The sequence below is a fragment of the Parasphingorhabdus sp. genome (genome assembly GCF_048269915.1).
Lineage (GTDB): Bacteria > Pseudomonadota > Alphaproteobacteria > Sphingomonadales > Sphingomonadaceae > Parasphingorhabdus.
On record NZ_JBLWTY010000004.1, the window covers coordinates 44984 to 58822 of the forward strand.

12 protein-coding genes are annotated in these 13839 nt (G+C 56.0%); 9 read left to right on the forward strand and 3 right to left on the reverse strand.

The features are described from left to right. The first annotated feature begins 2 nt into the window (after nt 1-2). The 3 genes from ACN0WX_RS11585 to ACN0WX_RS11595 are packed head-to-tail and all read left to right on the forward strand — an operon-like array spanning nt 3 to nt 2220. The gene (locus ACN0WX_RS11585) at nt 3-1178 is read left to right on the forward strand and encodes a dihydrolipoamide acetyltransferase family protein (RefSeq protein WP_417622489.1); all 1176 of its coding nucleotides are present in this window, start codon (nt 3-5) and stop codon (nt 1176-1178) included. Then, nucleotides 1175-1429: an acyl carrier protein gene (locus ACN0WX_RS11590; protein ID WP_417622490.1), complete on the forward strand. Its 255-nt coding sequence runs from the start codon at nt 1175-1177 to the stop codon at nt 1427-1429. The genes ACN0WX_RS11585 and ACN0WX_RS11590 overlap by 4 nt, the downstream gene beginning before the upstream one ends. After that, entirely contained in the window at nt 1426-2220 is a 795-nt protein-coding gene (locus ACN0WX_RS11595) for a formate/nitrite transporter family protein (RefSeq protein WP_417622491.1), read from the forward strand. The genes ACN0WX_RS11590 and ACN0WX_RS11595 overlap by 4 nt, the downstream gene beginning before the upstream one ends. 59 nt (nt 2221-2279) lie before the next feature. Here ACN0WX_RS11595 and ACN0WX_RS11600 read toward each other — a convergent pair whose 3' ends face one another. After that, nucleotides 2280-3134, reverse strand: a complete 855-nt coding sequence (locus ACN0WX_RS11600) for a class II glutamine amidotransferase (protein WP_417622492.1) — start codon at nt 3132-3134, stop codon at nt 2280-2282. Between the two features lie 66 nt (nt 3135-3200). Between ACN0WX_RS11600 and ACN0WX_RS11605 the strand changes: the two genes are divergently transcribed. Continuing rightward, nucleotides 3201-3695, forward strand: coding sequence for a hemerythrin domain-containing protein (locus ACN0WX_RS11605; RefSeq protein WP_417622493.1), 495 nt, complete (start codon nt 3201-3203; stop codon nt 3693-3695). Then, nucleotides 3692-5215, forward strand: coding sequence for a hypothetical protein (locus ACN0WX_RS11610; RefSeq protein ID WP_417622494.1), 1524 nt, complete (start codon nt 3692-3694; stop codon nt 5213-5215). The genes ACN0WX_RS11605 and ACN0WX_RS11610 overlap by 4 nt, the downstream gene beginning before the upstream one ends. Here ACN0WX_RS11610 and ACN0WX_RS11615 read toward each other — a convergent pair. Further along, entirely contained in the window at nt 5189-5614 is a 426-nt protein-coding gene (locus tag ACN0WX_RS11615) for a DUF2267 domain-containing protein (RefSeq protein ID WP_417622495.1), read from the reverse strand. The genes ACN0WX_RS11610 and ACN0WX_RS11615 overlap by 27 nt on opposite strands. Nucleotides 5615-5651: 37 nt before the next feature. Then, a complete protein-coding gene (locus ACN0WX_RS11620; protein WP_417622496.1) occupies nt 5652-6284 on the reverse strand; it encodes a Crp/Fnr family transcriptional regulator in 633 nt (210 codons plus the stop codon). A gap of 311 nt (nt 6285-6595) precedes the next feature. Here ACN0WX_RS11620 and ACN0WX_RS11625 point away from each other — a divergent pair, with 311 nt between their 5' ends. The 4 genes from ACN0WX_RS11625 (at nt 6596) to ACN0WX_RS11640 (ending at nt 13836) form a co-directional block, all read left to right on the forward strand. Further along, a complete protein-coding gene (locus tag ACN0WX_RS11625) occupies nt 6596-9226 on the forward strand; it encodes a cation-translocating P-type ATPase (RefSeq protein ID WP_417622497.1) in 2631 nt (876 codons plus the stop codon). Nucleotides 9227-9439: 213 nt separating this feature from the next. Then, nucleotides 9440-11869 carry a phosphoenolpyruvate synthase gene (gene ppsA / locus ACN0WX_RS11630; protein ID WP_417622498.1) on the forward strand — a complete coding sequence of 810 codons (2430 nt, stop codon included), beginning with the start codon at nt 9440-9442 and terminating at the stop codon, nt 11867-11869. 39 nt (nt 11870-11908) lie between these two features. Continuing rightward, a complete protein-coding gene (locus tag ACN0WX_RS11635) occupies nt 11909-12607 on the forward strand; it encodes a Crp/Fnr family transcriptional regulator (RefSeq protein ID WP_417622499.1) in 699 nt (232 codons plus the stop codon). Between the two features lie 119 nt (nt 12608-12726). After that, nucleotides 12727-13836 (forward strand): universal stress protein, encoded by a 1110-nt coding sequence (locus ACN0WX_RS11640; protein ID WP_417622500.1) that lies wholly within the window; start codon nt 12727-12729, stop codon nt 13834-13836. Nucleotides 13837-13839: the final 3 nt, after the last annotated feature.

Sequence of the window (13839 nt, forward strand, 5' to 3'; positions counted from 1 at the left end):
GGATGGGCGTGTTCACCATGCCGTCGCTTGGCGCCGACATGGCGGACGGCATCCTTGTCGAATGGCTGAAGAAGGCCGGTGAGACCGTTACCCGCGGCGATATTGTCGCTGTTGTGGAAACCGAAAAAGGCGCGATTGAAATTGAAATATTCGAGAGCGGAACGCTCGACGCCATATTGGTGGAAGAGGGCCGGAAAGTACCGGTCGGAACGCCGCTCGCGACAATATCGGGAGAAGGCGACACGGGAGTTTCGCAGCCATCCAAAGTTGCGCCGGCGACCACGCCATTGCCCGAACGGGGTGACGAAACGACAGGCATGCCTGTGTCACCCGTAGTGCCAAAGCCGGTCATGACAGCGGCGGGAACGGTTGTGCGCGCGTCTCCGGCGGCGCGGATATATGCAAGAGACAATGATATTGATCTGATGGAGATCGCCGGCACCGGCCCGGAAGGGGCGATCCAGTTGCGCGATCTGGAAAAGCGGCTCCGAACCGGAGCGCCACGCGGCATTGACCCGGACGCCATGCGGCACGCTATTGCTGCGGCGATGTCCCGCTCCAAACGGGAGATTCCGCATTATTATCTGACACAGCGGATAGATGTCTCTGACGCCACAAGCTGGCTGGAGGATTATAACCGGGACCGTCCGCCGCCGGATCGGATTCTCTTTGGCACATTGCTCGTCAAAGCCGTCGTGCTGGCGGTGCGTGATTTTCCTGAATTCAACGGCCTTTTCGAACAGGACGGGTTTTCCCATAGCGCTGCCGTCCATGCCGGTATCGCGATAACCATACGCGGCGGCGGCCTTGTCGCGCCGGCTATCCAGAATGCCGACAAGATGTCGCTTGCCGACCTGATGGTTCAGATGCGCGATCTGGTAGGGCGGGTCCGGCGCGGCAGCTTTCGCGCCTCCGAGCTGACAAGTTCCACCATTACCATCAACAGTCTGGGGGACCGGGGTGTCGAATCCGTCTTGCCGATCATCTACCCGCCCCAGGTTGCCATTGTCGGGTTCGGCAAGGTGATGGAACAGCCCTGGGTAGTGGACGGGAATATTGCCGTGCGCCCTGTCATCCAGATGACATTGGCGGCGGATCACCGCGTCAGCGACGGCCATCGCGGCGGATTGTTCGTGAACGCCATTGCAGACCGTCTCGCATCACCGGAGGGGTTATGACCCGAGAAGAATTACGAACAATATTCATCGACGAACTGACCGGGATCGCGCCGGAAATCGACGGGTCAAGCCTGGATGACACGGCAAATATCCAGGAGAGCTATGACCTCGACTCAATGGATATTTTCAATCTGCTGGCGGCGCTGCATCAACGGCTGGATGTGGATATACCGGACAATGATGCGGTCAAGCTTCTCACCGTGGAGGATGCCCTGAATTATTTGCAGCAGCGCTTGTCCGATAAGCGATGAAATCGATCAATCCCACCGGAATTGATGCCTACAAGCCATCCGAGATTTATGATCTCGTCGATCAACTGGGGGTAGCGAAGATAGGTTTATCTATCGTCCAGCTATTGATGCTTTCGGTGCTGGCGGGCGCATTTATCGCACTGGGTTCCGCCGCCTTTACCATGGTCATGACGGGAACAGACATGGCTTACGGCCCGGCCCGTTTTCTGGGTGGGATCGTATTTTCCCTGGGATTGATCCTGGTTGTGGTGGGCGGGGCGGAGCTGTTTACCGGAAATGCGCTCCTGATGATTGCGGCTGTCGACAAGCGGATATCGGCAGTCCAGCTGTTGCACAATTGGGCAATCGTATATGTCGGGAATTTTGCCGGTGCCGTGCTGATAGCCCTTCTTGTCTGGCAGGCAGGCCTGCTGGAAGGCGCTATGGGACATTCCGCTTCCGGCATCGCACAGTCAAAACTTGCCCTGAATATGCCTGAAGCTTTCGCACGCGGTATCGGCTGCAATATACTGGTGTGCCTCGCGGTTTGGCTGTCTCTCGCTGCGCGAACAATATCGGGAAAAATTCAGGCCGTCATCTGGCCCGTGTCCTGTTTCGTCCTGTTAGGGTTCGAGCATTCCGTCGCCAATATGTACTTTTTTCCGCAAGCTGTGCTGGCCGGCGCGTCCGTTGACTTTGTAGGTTTTGCGCAGAATCTGATCCTGGTCACATTGGGCAATATTGTCGGCGGTGCCGGGGGCGTGGCCATTGCCTATCGTCTTGCCTATGGCAGAAAGAACCCGAGACAGTAAGCGGAACGGTGATGGAATGACTGCAGCCCCGCCGGAACCGGTCCGGGCCGGTCGCCTGTTCAAACCGGCACCGTATTTTGCAGATCATTTTGCAGGCCAAGACTATCCACAATGATCCCGTCGGTCGCGCTCATTTGCCAGATGGACCCGTTCGGGATTTCGATCCATTCTTCATGAGTCAGTGGCTCGGATGCGACAACGATGGCGCGGTAATTTGCCTTGGGATCATGATGGATGTGCGGAAATCCGCATATCTCGCAATCATAGACGCCCTGCCGGTCAACATAGTGAAGGGTCCGGTTGAGCCGGGAACCCGCCATTCGCTGCCCGTCGGACAGGATGATATTGAAACCCAGTTTTTTCCCCGGTGCATGTTTTTCGGTCAGTTCGTACATCTCACCAACCAATCGTCTGATCGCACCCGCCAGATCGGCTTCCGGATCGACCGCGCCCGTTTCGACAAGAGTCAGGAAATAGCGAAAGACATGTTCGCTATCGGTTTCGCCTTGTATCGCCTGTCTGTGCCCGGGAGTCATGCGTTCGCGCAAAACCGGGCGGATATCGGCAAAGTTCGGAACGGTTCCGTTATGCGCAAAAACCCAGCGACCATCGGAAAAAGGATGGGTGTTTTCAATCGCAGCGCCGCCAACCGTAGCCCGGCGGACATGCGCAATAACCAGACGCGAATAGATCTGGGCCGCGGCTCTTGCGAAATGTTCGCCGTGATAGGCGGCCCAGGCCTGACGTTCTATATCCGGACCGGCATGGTCAAATGTGGCAACGCCCCATCCGTGGGAATGGCTATAGCCGGCAAGATCCGAACGACTCTGGGAGATGAGGGCATTTTGTGCGTGCACCAATGTACACTCGACCTTGGTCGGTTCGGTTCCGAAAAATCCGTATAATCTGCACATGACATGATCCGCATCAATTTACGTTGTCTTTCAGCCCTTATGATAGGGAAAAAGAAAGAGTGGATCATGACCCAGATCAATCACCCGCTATTTGACGCTTTCCGGGAAGATCATGCCGTACTGGGACGCGGACTGCATGAATTGCGGTCGCTGGTTCAGACGGACGATATCATGGCGTTGAAGACTGCGGCACAAAAGCTTGATCAAGCCGTCGGGGCGCATATTGCCTTTGAGGAGGAGGATTTCTACCCGGCCCTGCAGGCCTTCTTGTCCAGACAGGAAGTTGAGCAAATGTATGCTGAACATGCGCACGGAGCGGAAACCCTTGTGCAAATTGCAGCCCTTGATGACACTGCCAAGCTGGATGATGTGAGTCGCAATCAGCTGCTCGACCGGATCGATGAAATGGAGAAACATGTTTCGGAATGCGGGGAACTTTTCGGAGCGCTGGGCGGATTGGATGAAAAGCAAAAATCGGAGATTCTGGAGAAACTGATTCGTTGGCGGGAAGTCGCCCCGATATGGACGGAATATGCACAAGAAAAACCCGATAATGGATGACTGAGCTGCCTCCCTGCGACAGTGCTGACGGGGCGTCGGCACCATGGCCGATCGTGCCCGCTGCTCCGAGCGCGCTGCCGCAGGCCATTATGGACCGGATCGAACAATTGGCGAGGAAACAGTTGAGAGGTTTTCCCCGGTTGAATGATTGCTCGATTTTCGGGGAAAATCTGCGATCGGGATATCGCGAAGGGCCAACGCTCTTTCTGGAGGACCATCAGGGCATTGAACTCATGCCTCCGCACCGTGTGGCAAGTCACGAATATCGCATATTCGGATTGGCACGCTCGAAGGATTTTCTGCTGCTGTCCCGATCAAGGGCCCGGTCGTTCGAACAATATCTTGCAGGCATATTAAGTCAGGATAGCGCGCAAATATTGTGCGTCGACAGAGGAGATAGCAGAATCCCGATGGCATTGTCGGCCGCTTGCCTGAAAGATGAACCGGTCTTGTCAAAGCTTGCCGCTGCCGCATCCGCTGCGGGTACGCTGAATATCTGTCCTTATTTGTCCTCTGGTTACGATTGGTTGCTGGGAGCGGAAATTGCCCGGCGCTCGGGTTGCCCTGTGCAAATTTGCGGCCCGCTTCCGCAAATATCCCGGCGGGTTAACGACAAGCTGTGGTTTTCTGACCAGGTCCGGCAGATTCTCGGAGAAGCCTCGGTTCCACCCACCTATTCCGTTTATGGCCCGATTGCAGCGGCTTCAGTTCTGGCCAGGCTGGCGCGCACGCATGAGCGGGTCGTCATAAAGCTTCCCGCCAGCGCGGGGTCGATGGGCAATCTGGTTCTGGAAAGCGAATTTGTCCGCTCCCTTTCTCTGGCGGGGCTTCGCGACGAATTGCTCCGGCGCCTGCATGCGATTGGCTGGCAGGACCGGTTTCCGATTCTGGTCGGCGTGTGGGAAGCCGGCGCATTGTCCAGTCCGTCGGCACAAATGTGGATTCCGCAGCCAGGGGAGGGGTTGCCGGTTATCGAGGGAATATTCGGGCAGAATTTGACCGGCGTGAGACAGGCTTTTTCCGGCGCAATAGAGATTGAACTGCCGGATAATATACAGGACCGCTTGCGCCGTGAGGCATTGGCGATCAGCTATTATTTCCAATGCCTTGGCTATTTCGGGCGACTGAGCCTTGATGCCCTGCTGGTAGGAACGGAACCCGGAAATTCGGAATTGCACTGGATCGAGTGCAACGGCCGGTGGGGAGGCGTATCAATTCCGATGATGGTCGCTCGCAGATTGCCGACAGGAAATGACGCCAGGGCACTGCTGATTGTTCAGCGTTTTTTTTCGGATGCCGGGATCGCCAATTTTGATGAATTGTTGAAGCGGGCCAAGCCCTGGATTTATACAAAGACAACCGGCGAAGGCATAGTTTTTCTGGAGCCTACAGACTCGGAACAGAATAATGTGACATTTTTCGTTGTTGCCCGATCGCAAGAAGCCGCTGAGCAAATGGGCTCCGAAGCGCTGCAAGCCATTATTCCGGATTCGTCAATGCCACAGGTTACGAATATCTGACGGCAGGCTGGATTTTACGTCATCCATCTCGCCTTCCGAAATATGGTCGGCGATCACATCCAGAGCTGCTGAAACCGTAGTTTCCGGATCGGCATTGGGATCATTGCCAAAGGCTTGCTCGACCGCGGCGACAAATTCATCCTTGTGCCGGATATTGGACGGACCTTTTGCAGGGTTGTATCCTTCAAAGAATATGCCGCGGATCAAAGTCGGAAGCTGGGCGGAAAAATGCGCAGCTTCATTGGTTTGCAAGCGGTCACGCAAGACATGAAGCGTCGATCGCAAGAGCGTATAAGCCCGGTGTTTATCCTCCCAATCGAGTTCGTACATGATGTCGTTTACCCAGATATTGGCGTCCTGAATGGCTTTGTCGAATATCGGTAATCCCAGAGCGCTCATGATCCTATCCTTTCGTTTCAATATAGTGTTCGCAATATTATTGATGGGCCGTTCGTTCCAATGCATCGCGGTCACGGACGACCAGTAAATCATGGGTCGGCATTTCTATGATTCTATGCTCTCGAAGGCGTTTCAGCGAGCGACACACGGTTTCCGGCGAAAGTGCCAGATAGTCGGCAATATCAAGTTGCGGCATCGGCAGGTCAAAGCTGTTTCGATCACCCGGCAGGCGATCAATGATATTGCACAGGAAGGCGGCGACTCGAGGCATTGCGCCCTGACGCCCCAGCAACATGCCGCGACGGTAGATCGGATCCTGCTCGGCACCAATGGATCGAAGCATACCGCCATCGGTCCGGCAGCTTTCGATCAGTGCCAGACGCCAGTCATTGCACGGACGGCGCACATAGGTCACATTGGTGACGGCCTCTGCCGAATAGCGGTAGTTGGGTGTAATCGGCAGGCCGATTTGATCATTGGCGAAGAAAAAGGCGGTGACCTGCCGTTCTCCGTTTTCCGATAATGTCACGCCGCGGACGATACCGGAACATAGTTCATAGACATGCTGGCACTCGTCGCCTTCAAAGAAAAGCGTGCGTCCAGCCGCAGCGGTCGAACGTGGCTGGTGCGGAAACGCGCCTTTGGCAGTGATTTGAGTGGCAATTTGCATGATATGTTCCTTCACGCGGCCAGAACCGTTGGCGGCAAGCTCCGTACCTAGATACCGGTAATCATCGCCCACCGCAGTCGTGGATTCTACGTAGGGGGTGCCAGCCGGACCGGTCTGCGTTTATGAGGGGGCTTGGTCCAGGGCGCAGCGACATGCTTCGCGATCTCCCGAGTGTCGCGTATAGTCGGGAAATTATCAGGGAGACTACGTATGCCTTGCAGGCTATATTCAGCCTAGTTTCCGAGCGGCCTTTGATGCGGCCATGGCTGTCAATATTAGTGTGAGAAAGCGGATTATAGCAGGGAAATTGCGTGGCTGACCTTCGCCGTCCGGAGCGCCGTTGGCGCATCAAAAATCCATGGCGTGATCATGCGGTTCCTGATCGCGATGGCGACGATAGTGCACAAACCGACTGGTCGACCAAGTCCGGGTCCGAAGTCGGGGAAATTCTGGTCAGCGACGTGCGGACCGGGCTCTCTGATGCTGAGGCACAAGCCCGACTCCACCGGGACGGTCCCAATATTTTCGTGACACGCAAGAAACGGGGCATAGGCAGCCTGGTGTTGGCGCAGTTCAATGATGCGATGATCATCGTGCTGCTGATCGCGGCGGCTATTGCGGCCATGGCAGGGGAGTATAACGACGCTGCGATGATTTCGCTGATATTGCTGATCAATGCGGCGATCGGGTTGTTCCACGAATTGCGGGCCCAGAAAGCCGTCGAGGCCCTGAAGCTGCTGGTACCCCGCTATGTCACGGTGATTCGCGGCGCAATGGTGCGGAAACTCAAAGCGAATGAACTTGTCTGTGGCGATCTTGTCCAGATCGGGGCGGGAGATCAGGTTCCCGCCGACATTCGCCTGACCGAGATTGCCGATCTGGAGATTGATGAAGCGGCGCTTACCGGAGAATCGCTCAGTAACGAGAAAAATGCTGAAGTGATCGGGGATGGAAATCTGCCGCTCGGTGATCGTATCAACATGGCATTTGGCGGGACTTCGGTCACGCGCGGTACAGCCCGCGGTTTGGTCGTCGCGACCGGTGCACGAAGCGAGATTGGCAAAATTGCCGACCTGATGTCGCACGGCAGCCCAGCGCTCACACCGTTGCAACAGCGCCTCGCGCAGGTCAGCCGAAAACTCGCGGTTGCGGCGGTCTTTGTGTGTCTCGCCATTTTTGCGGTCGGATTGCTTCAGGGGCACCCGCCGCTGCTCATGTTCATGACCGCTGCCAGCGTGGCGGTCGCGGCGATGCCCGAGGCCTTGCCGGCGGTTGTTACTGTTCTGCTGGCAGCGGGAGCCCGAAAAATGGCGCGCCACAATGCCCTGATCCGGCGATTGCCAGCGGTCGAGACGCTCGGTTCGGTCACCTATATCTGCACCGACAAAACCGGAACCCTGACCGAGAATAAAATGCATGTCGCGGATTTTGTCTCCCAGGCTGAAGATGAAATGCTGGCTGCGATGGCCTTGTGTACCGAGGTAGACGGGGCGGAATCAGAGGGTGGTGAAGAGCGGCCGCAGGGAGAGCCGACGGAACTTGCCCTTGCCGCTTATGCGGCGGAAAAAGGATATGAACGGAGACAGCTTGAGCCATCCCGGCCACGGATTGCTACGTTCGCCTTCACTTCCGCGCGCAAGCGGATGACAACGGTTCATGCCGACAATGGAGGCTATCTGGCGTTCACAAAAGGCGCGCCGGAAATTGTGTTGGCTCATGCTTCCGAGTGGCGAGAAAAGGCTGATGCACTGGCGGAGCAGGGGATGCGGGTGCTGGCCTATGCCCAGCGACGCTCTGATGCGCTGCCGGTTTCGGATGAGATTGACGAAGATACCGAAATTTTGGGTCTGGTCGGATTGCAGGACCCTCCGCGTGCCGAATCTGCCGCCGCGATTGCGTCCTGCAAAGCCGCGGGCATTGAACCCGTGATGATAACCGGCGATCATCCAAAAACCGCCCGTGCAATTGCCATGAAAATTGGTCTGGCAGGGGTGGACGACAAGGCTCTGAGCGGTCCCGAGCTTGCCCGGCTGGATGACGAGCAATTTGCCGAAATTGTGCTCGACACGCGCATATATGCCAGAGTTGATCCGGCTCAGAAAATCCGTATCGTCGAAGCGCTCCAGCATGAAAACCAGTTTGTCGCGATGACCGGCGACGGGATCAATGATGCCCCCGCCCTCTCGCGGGCCAATATTGGTGTTGCGATGGGAAAAATCGGGACGGATGTCGCCAGAGAGGCGGCTGACCTGATCCTGCTTGACGATAATTTCGCGTCAATTATCGCGGCGGTGCGGGAAGGTCGCCGCGTCTTCGGCAACATCCGCAAGTTTGTCCGCTATGTGCTTGCCTGCAATCTGGCCGAGATTTTGACGATATTTTTTGCCCCGCTCCTGGGTCTGCCCCTGCCGCTTCTGCCGCTGCAGATATTGTGGATCAATCTGGTCACGGACGGCCTGCCAGGTCTCGCGCTGGCTGCGGAAAAAGCCGAGCCGGATATCATGCAGCGTCCACCGGTGCCGCCGGAACAGGGAATTTTCGACAGAGATATGTGGATGCATATATGTTTCTATGGTGCATTCATGGCGACGGTTGTGATCGGTGCCCAATATTGGGCTTTGACCGTTGGAAATGATAATTGGCAGACGATGGTTTTCACGATCCTGACCTTTTTGCAACTGGGCCAGGCCATAGCCGTGCGAAATGAAAAGCGGTCGGTCATCCGGTCGAACCCGCTCGACAACCCGTTCCTGCTCTCAGCGATATTGTTCAGTGTCGGCTTGCACTTGGGGATAGTCTACACGCCCCTGGGACAGGATTTGTTCCACACGGCAGCGCTCAGTCCGAAAGAACTGGTGATCTGCTTTCTGGCCTCTTTGGCAGGGATTATATTATCCGAGTTCTGGCGGATGATCCGTTCGCGGCGCGCCGACCCGCGCTGATCATCCTGTGCCCGTGCAACATCGCTTCCCCGGATCGGCTCCGCTCCGAGCTATTACGTAAAGACACCCGGCCGTATCGAATGGCAGCAAGGCAGGTGGAAATCGCGTTTCAATCACCAGATGGTGCAGGTGACAGCGTGTCGGCACAGATTGTTATCCGGAAGCAGCGAAGCGTCAGACAGAACCGGAGAAGGCAAACGGGTTGGAGAACTTATGGCACAGCACAAATATGTTCGTTGGCTTGACAAGATAAGCCTTGATGACTTGCCGCTCGTCGGCGGCAAAAATGCGTCTCTGGGAGAGCTGGCCGGTGCCTTGTCGGATAGCATCAAGGTTCCGGAGAGCTTCGCGGTGACCGCGACTGCCTATCGCGATCTTCTTGCACAGAACGCTATCTGGCCGGCAATCGACAAGATTCTGAAAGACACTGACTGGTCGGACATGCGTGTCGCCGGCCCGGCTTCGGCCACTATTCGCGACATGATCGTGGCCGCAGATCTGCCGGACGGCCTCGATAATGAAATCCGTGCAGCCTATCGCAAGCTCAGTCAGGAGCATGGCCGCAATGTTGCGGTCGCCGTACGCAGCAGCGCCACCGCCGAAGATTTGCCGGGGGCCTCTTTTGCGGGCCAGCATGAGACGTTTCTCAATGTCCGTGGCGGCAATGATCTGGTGGCTGCGGTCCGCAAATGCTTTGCCTCGCTGTTCACCCAGCGGGCCATTTCCTATCGCTCCAATAAGGGGTTTGAGCATCAGGAGGTCGCGCTCTCGGTCGGCGTCCAGCGCATGATCCGCGCGGACAAGGCATCCTCCGGCGTTATTTTTACTCTCGATACCGAAAGCGGCAACCGCGATGTGGTGATGATAACCGGCCTCTGGGGGCTGGGCGAAGCGATCGTTCAGGGTATTGCCGATCCGGATGAGTTTCTCGTCCACAAGCCGACGTTGAAACTTGGTTTTGACACGGTTTTGCGCCACCATATCGGGAGCAAGAAGACCAAGCTTGTCTATGCCAGTGGCAGGGCCGGGGAGCCGACATTATGGCGTTCCGTGCGTCTTTCTGATCAGGCAAGGCCCTGCCTGTCTGATCGGGAGATCGTCCAGCTGGCGAAACAGGCTGTGACGATTGAAGAGCATTATAGCCAATTGCACGGTCGTCCGACGCCGATGGATATTGAATGGGGCAAGGACGGGCCGGATGGCGATCTCTACATATTGCAGGCGCGACCGGAAACCATCCACGCCTCATCGGACAGTGGACTGCTGATCCAATATCATCTCGATGGCAAGGGCAAGGTCCTGGCCGAGGGTCAGGCCGTAGGCGACCGGATCGGCAGTGGCCACGCGCGGCTGGTGAGCGAAGCGAGGGATCTGGAAAAGGTGCAGGCTGGCGATATTCTGGTAGCAACGGCGACCACTCCGGATTGGGAACCGGTGATGAAACGCGCCAGCGCGATCATTACCGAACATGGCGGCCGTACCTGTCACGCGGCAATTGTCGCGCGCGAACTGGGAATTCCGGTGATCGTCGGTGTTGCCGATGCCTGCAGGATTCTGGCCGATGGTCAGGAGATCACGGTCGACTGTTCGCAGGGCATGACCGGACAGGTGCTGGAGGGCCAGATCGCCTTTTCCACCGAGCAGATTGATATTGAAAAACTGCAACCCGCCAACGTTGAACTGATGGTCAATATTGCCAATCCCGGGGCTGCATTCCGGGTCGCGGCCCTGCCGGTTGCCGGTGTCGGTCTGGCGCGTACGGAATTTATCATCGCCAATGAAATCCAGGCGCATCCGATGGCGCTGCTTTTCCCGGACCGGGTCGGGCATCGGGCGGTTGGCAGAAAAATTGACAAGCTGATATCCGGATATGCGGACGGTGCGGATTATTTCGTAACCCGCCTCGCGGAGGGGATCGGGACCATAGCAGCGGCCTTTTATCCGCGCCCGGTGATTGTCCGGACTTCCGATTTCAAGTCTAACGAATATGCTTCGCTTCTGGGAGGAAGCGATTTCGAGGATGCCGAGAATAATCCGATGATCGGGTTTCGCGGTGCCGCGCGCTATGTTCACCCTGCCTATCAACCGGCCTTTGCTCTGGAATGCGCGGCAATACGGCGTGTTCGTGATGATATGGGGCTGACCAATCTTGTCGTCATGATACCCTTTTGTCGCACGGTGGAAGAGGCGAAGCGCGTGATCGCGGTGATGGCGGAAAATGGATTGCGGCGCGGGGTCAACGGCCTCCAGCTGTACATCATGTGCGAGATCCCCAGCAATGTGGTCCTGATCGACGAGTTTGCGGAGCTGTTCGACGGCTTTTCCATCGGCTCCAATGACCTGACCCAGCTGGTGCTCGGAGTGGATCGCGATTCAGAGATACTGGCCGCTGATTTTGATGAAGAGAATCCGGCGGTGATCAGGATGATTGAACAGGCGATTTCGGGCGCGCATCGCAACGGCCGAAAATGCGGAATTTGCGGGCAGGCGCCTTCCGATCGTCCCGGTTTTGCTGACTGGCTGGTCTCCAGACAGATCGACAGCATCAGCCTCACTCCCGATAGTGTGATTGGTGTAATGCAACGACTTTCGGAGATGCAAGTTGAGCAGACAATAGATGAGCAGGGCTATGTGGTTGCATAGTCCCTGAGGGATGCTGGATGATAGGAAAGTGGCAAATGGATGGAGCAGTTCGGGCTCTTCGATAACCCAACGGATTGGCCTGACAAATTATTCAGGTGGCGGGAAGGTCGTCCGGACGAACTTGTCCGGGACGTCCAGGCCGGTCAAATATTATGTCATCAAGGCAGTGCGGCAGAGTATCTCTTCGAGCTTGTCAGCGGTACAATTCGATTGTCGACAGTAACGGAGGATGGCCGCAATATCGTTCTCGGTTTTCCTTCCTCTGGCGCAATTGTCGGCCTCACGGGTGCGAGTGAATATACATATAGTGCGAAAACAATAACAGCGGTGAAATTGCGATCAATAGGGCGCGTGAGATTCTACCGGGAGGTTATGCAAAACAAGCAGGCACGCGAAAGACTGATCCGCTGGATCGCCACTCAGGAGGCGGATGCACAGCAGCATATTTCGATGCTTGCGATGGCTCATCCGTCATCAAGGATAGCGGCATTTTTAATCAAAATGGCGGATCGACAAAATGCCGACGTCGGGGGACGTCCTGTCACAATCGACTTGCCGATGACCCAACGAGATATTGCAGCTCATCTCGCTATTGCGCCTGAGACGTACAGCCGGATCATCCGGAAGTTGAGAGAGGCCGGACTTGTGCAGGCAAAGCGCCTGGGTAAGGACAATAATAGTATAGAAATCTATGATATTGAGCAACTAAATGATATTGCGGGAGGGCAGAAAATTTAATTCTGAGCTTCGTGATGAAATAGATGAGCCGATCTTGACCACAATCAATTCGTGTCAGGCTCGAATCGTTAAAAGAAAAAAAGGGGGGGAATCGCAGTCAATTAAGAGGGATTCTCGCAATGCAACATAAGCCATCGACGATTATACCGCCTTTTGCCAAAAACCTGCCGGAATTCGCGCCGCAAAATGAGCGGCACGGGAACCCCCGGGGACTTCATGAAACCGCGGGTGCCAGCTTTCGCAGCGCGGTTGCTTGTGTCGATGATTCCGCTTTGGGAATATTGGTATTTCGTCATGCCAAAGCGGTCGCAGCGGGTCTGGAAATCCCGGTGAAGTTTATGCACGTCATGCCGCCCGAGACATCAGAAATTGCTCCCAGGGATCCGATTGAATGGCAACTCCGTCAGCGCGAGGCGCGGGATCATTTGTCCCATATTCTTGATTCCGAACCTGAAGGACTCGCCGCGAAGGACCAATATCTGCTGAACGGTATTGCTGGGGATGAAATTTCGCGCTGGGCAAGGGAGCATGTCGGAAACCTGTTGGTGATGGCGACAAAATGCGGATCGTCCAAGCGGGAAGCATGGGGATTAGAGGGGCAATCTTCGCTTGGGATAACGGTGCAGAAAGTTCTCGATGAAAGCGGCGCATCCATGCTGCTGGTCCCCCCTGACCAGGTCAGCGTTGACATTGTTCGTTATCACCGCATCATGGTCCCACTTGACGGATCGTGCCGGGCGGAAAGTGTGCTGCCATTCGCGGTTCGGATCGCTCGCAATTACGGCGCGGAATTGATCCTCGCTCACGTCGTGCCAAAGCCCGAAATACTGGAACCAAGTCTCCAGGACAGCGCAGCCAGAAATTTGCTTGCCGAACTGCAGAAGCATAATGAAAAAAACGCGCGCAGTTACCTCGATCGTCTGCAAACCAGATTGAGCAGCAAGGATTTAACCGTAACTGCCGTTGTTGAAAGCGACGGTGATGCCCGGGATCGTTTGGCGCATATTGCAGCAGACCGGAGGGCTGATTTGCTCGTCCTCTCCGCACGCGGCCGTGGTACGTTGACCGATATTTCCTGTGGTAATGTGGCGAGACATATTGCTGCGCATACCGCTGTTCCGGCATTGATAATTCGCCATCAAATAGCAGGACAAAAGGCTGGTTCCCAACGCTATGAAAACCAATATAATCGACATGACCGAGGAATCTTCTGGGCGCCAGCACATTAAAGC

Excerpts from the sequence above, each read along its gene's own strand:
- ACN0WX_RS11585 (WP_417622489.1), top strand. The coding sequence starts at position 3 with ATGGGCGTGTTCACCATGCCGTCGCTTGGCGCCGACATGGCGGACGGC.
- ACN0WX_RS11590 (WP_417622490.1), top strand. The coding sequence starts at position 1,175 with ATGACCCGAGAAGAATTACGAACAATATTCATCGACGAACTGACCGGG.
- ACN0WX_RS11595 (WP_417622491.1), top strand. The coding sequence starts at position 1,426 with ATGAAATCGATCAATCCCACCGGAATTGATGCCTACAAGCCATCCGAG.
- ACN0WX_RS11600 (WP_417622492.1), bottom strand. The coding sequence starts at position 3,134 with ATGTGCAGATTATACGGATTTTTCGGAACCGAACCGACCAAGGTCGAG.
- ACN0WX_RS11605 (WP_417622493.1), top strand. The coding sequence starts at position 3,201 with ATGACCCAGATCAATCACCCGCTATTTGACGCTTTCCGGGAAGATCAT.
- ACN0WX_RS11610 (WP_417622494.1), top strand. The coding sequence starts at position 3,692 with ATGACTGAGCTGCCTCCCTGCGACAGTGCTGACGGGGCGTCGGCACCA.
- ACN0WX_RS11615 (WP_417622495.1), bottom strand. The coding sequence starts at position 5,614 with ATGAGCGCTCTGGGATTACCGATATTCGACAAAGCCATTCAGGACGCC.
- ACN0WX_RS11620 (WP_417622496.1), bottom strand. The coding sequence starts at position 6,284 with ATGCAAATTGCCACTCAAATCACTGCCAAAGGCGCGTTTCCGCACCAG.
- ppsA (WP_417622498.1), top strand. The coding sequence starts at position 9,440 with ATGGCACAGCACAAATATGTTCGTTGGCTTGACAAGATAAGCCTTGAT.
- ACN0WX_RS11635 (WP_417622499.1), top strand. The coding sequence starts at position 11,909 with ATGGAGCAGTTCGGGCTCTTCGATAACCCAACGGATTGGCCTGACAAA.
- ACN0WX_RS11640 (WP_417622500.1), top strand. The coding sequence starts at position 12,727 with ATGCAACATAAGCCATCGACGATTATACCGCCTTTTGCCAAAAACCTG.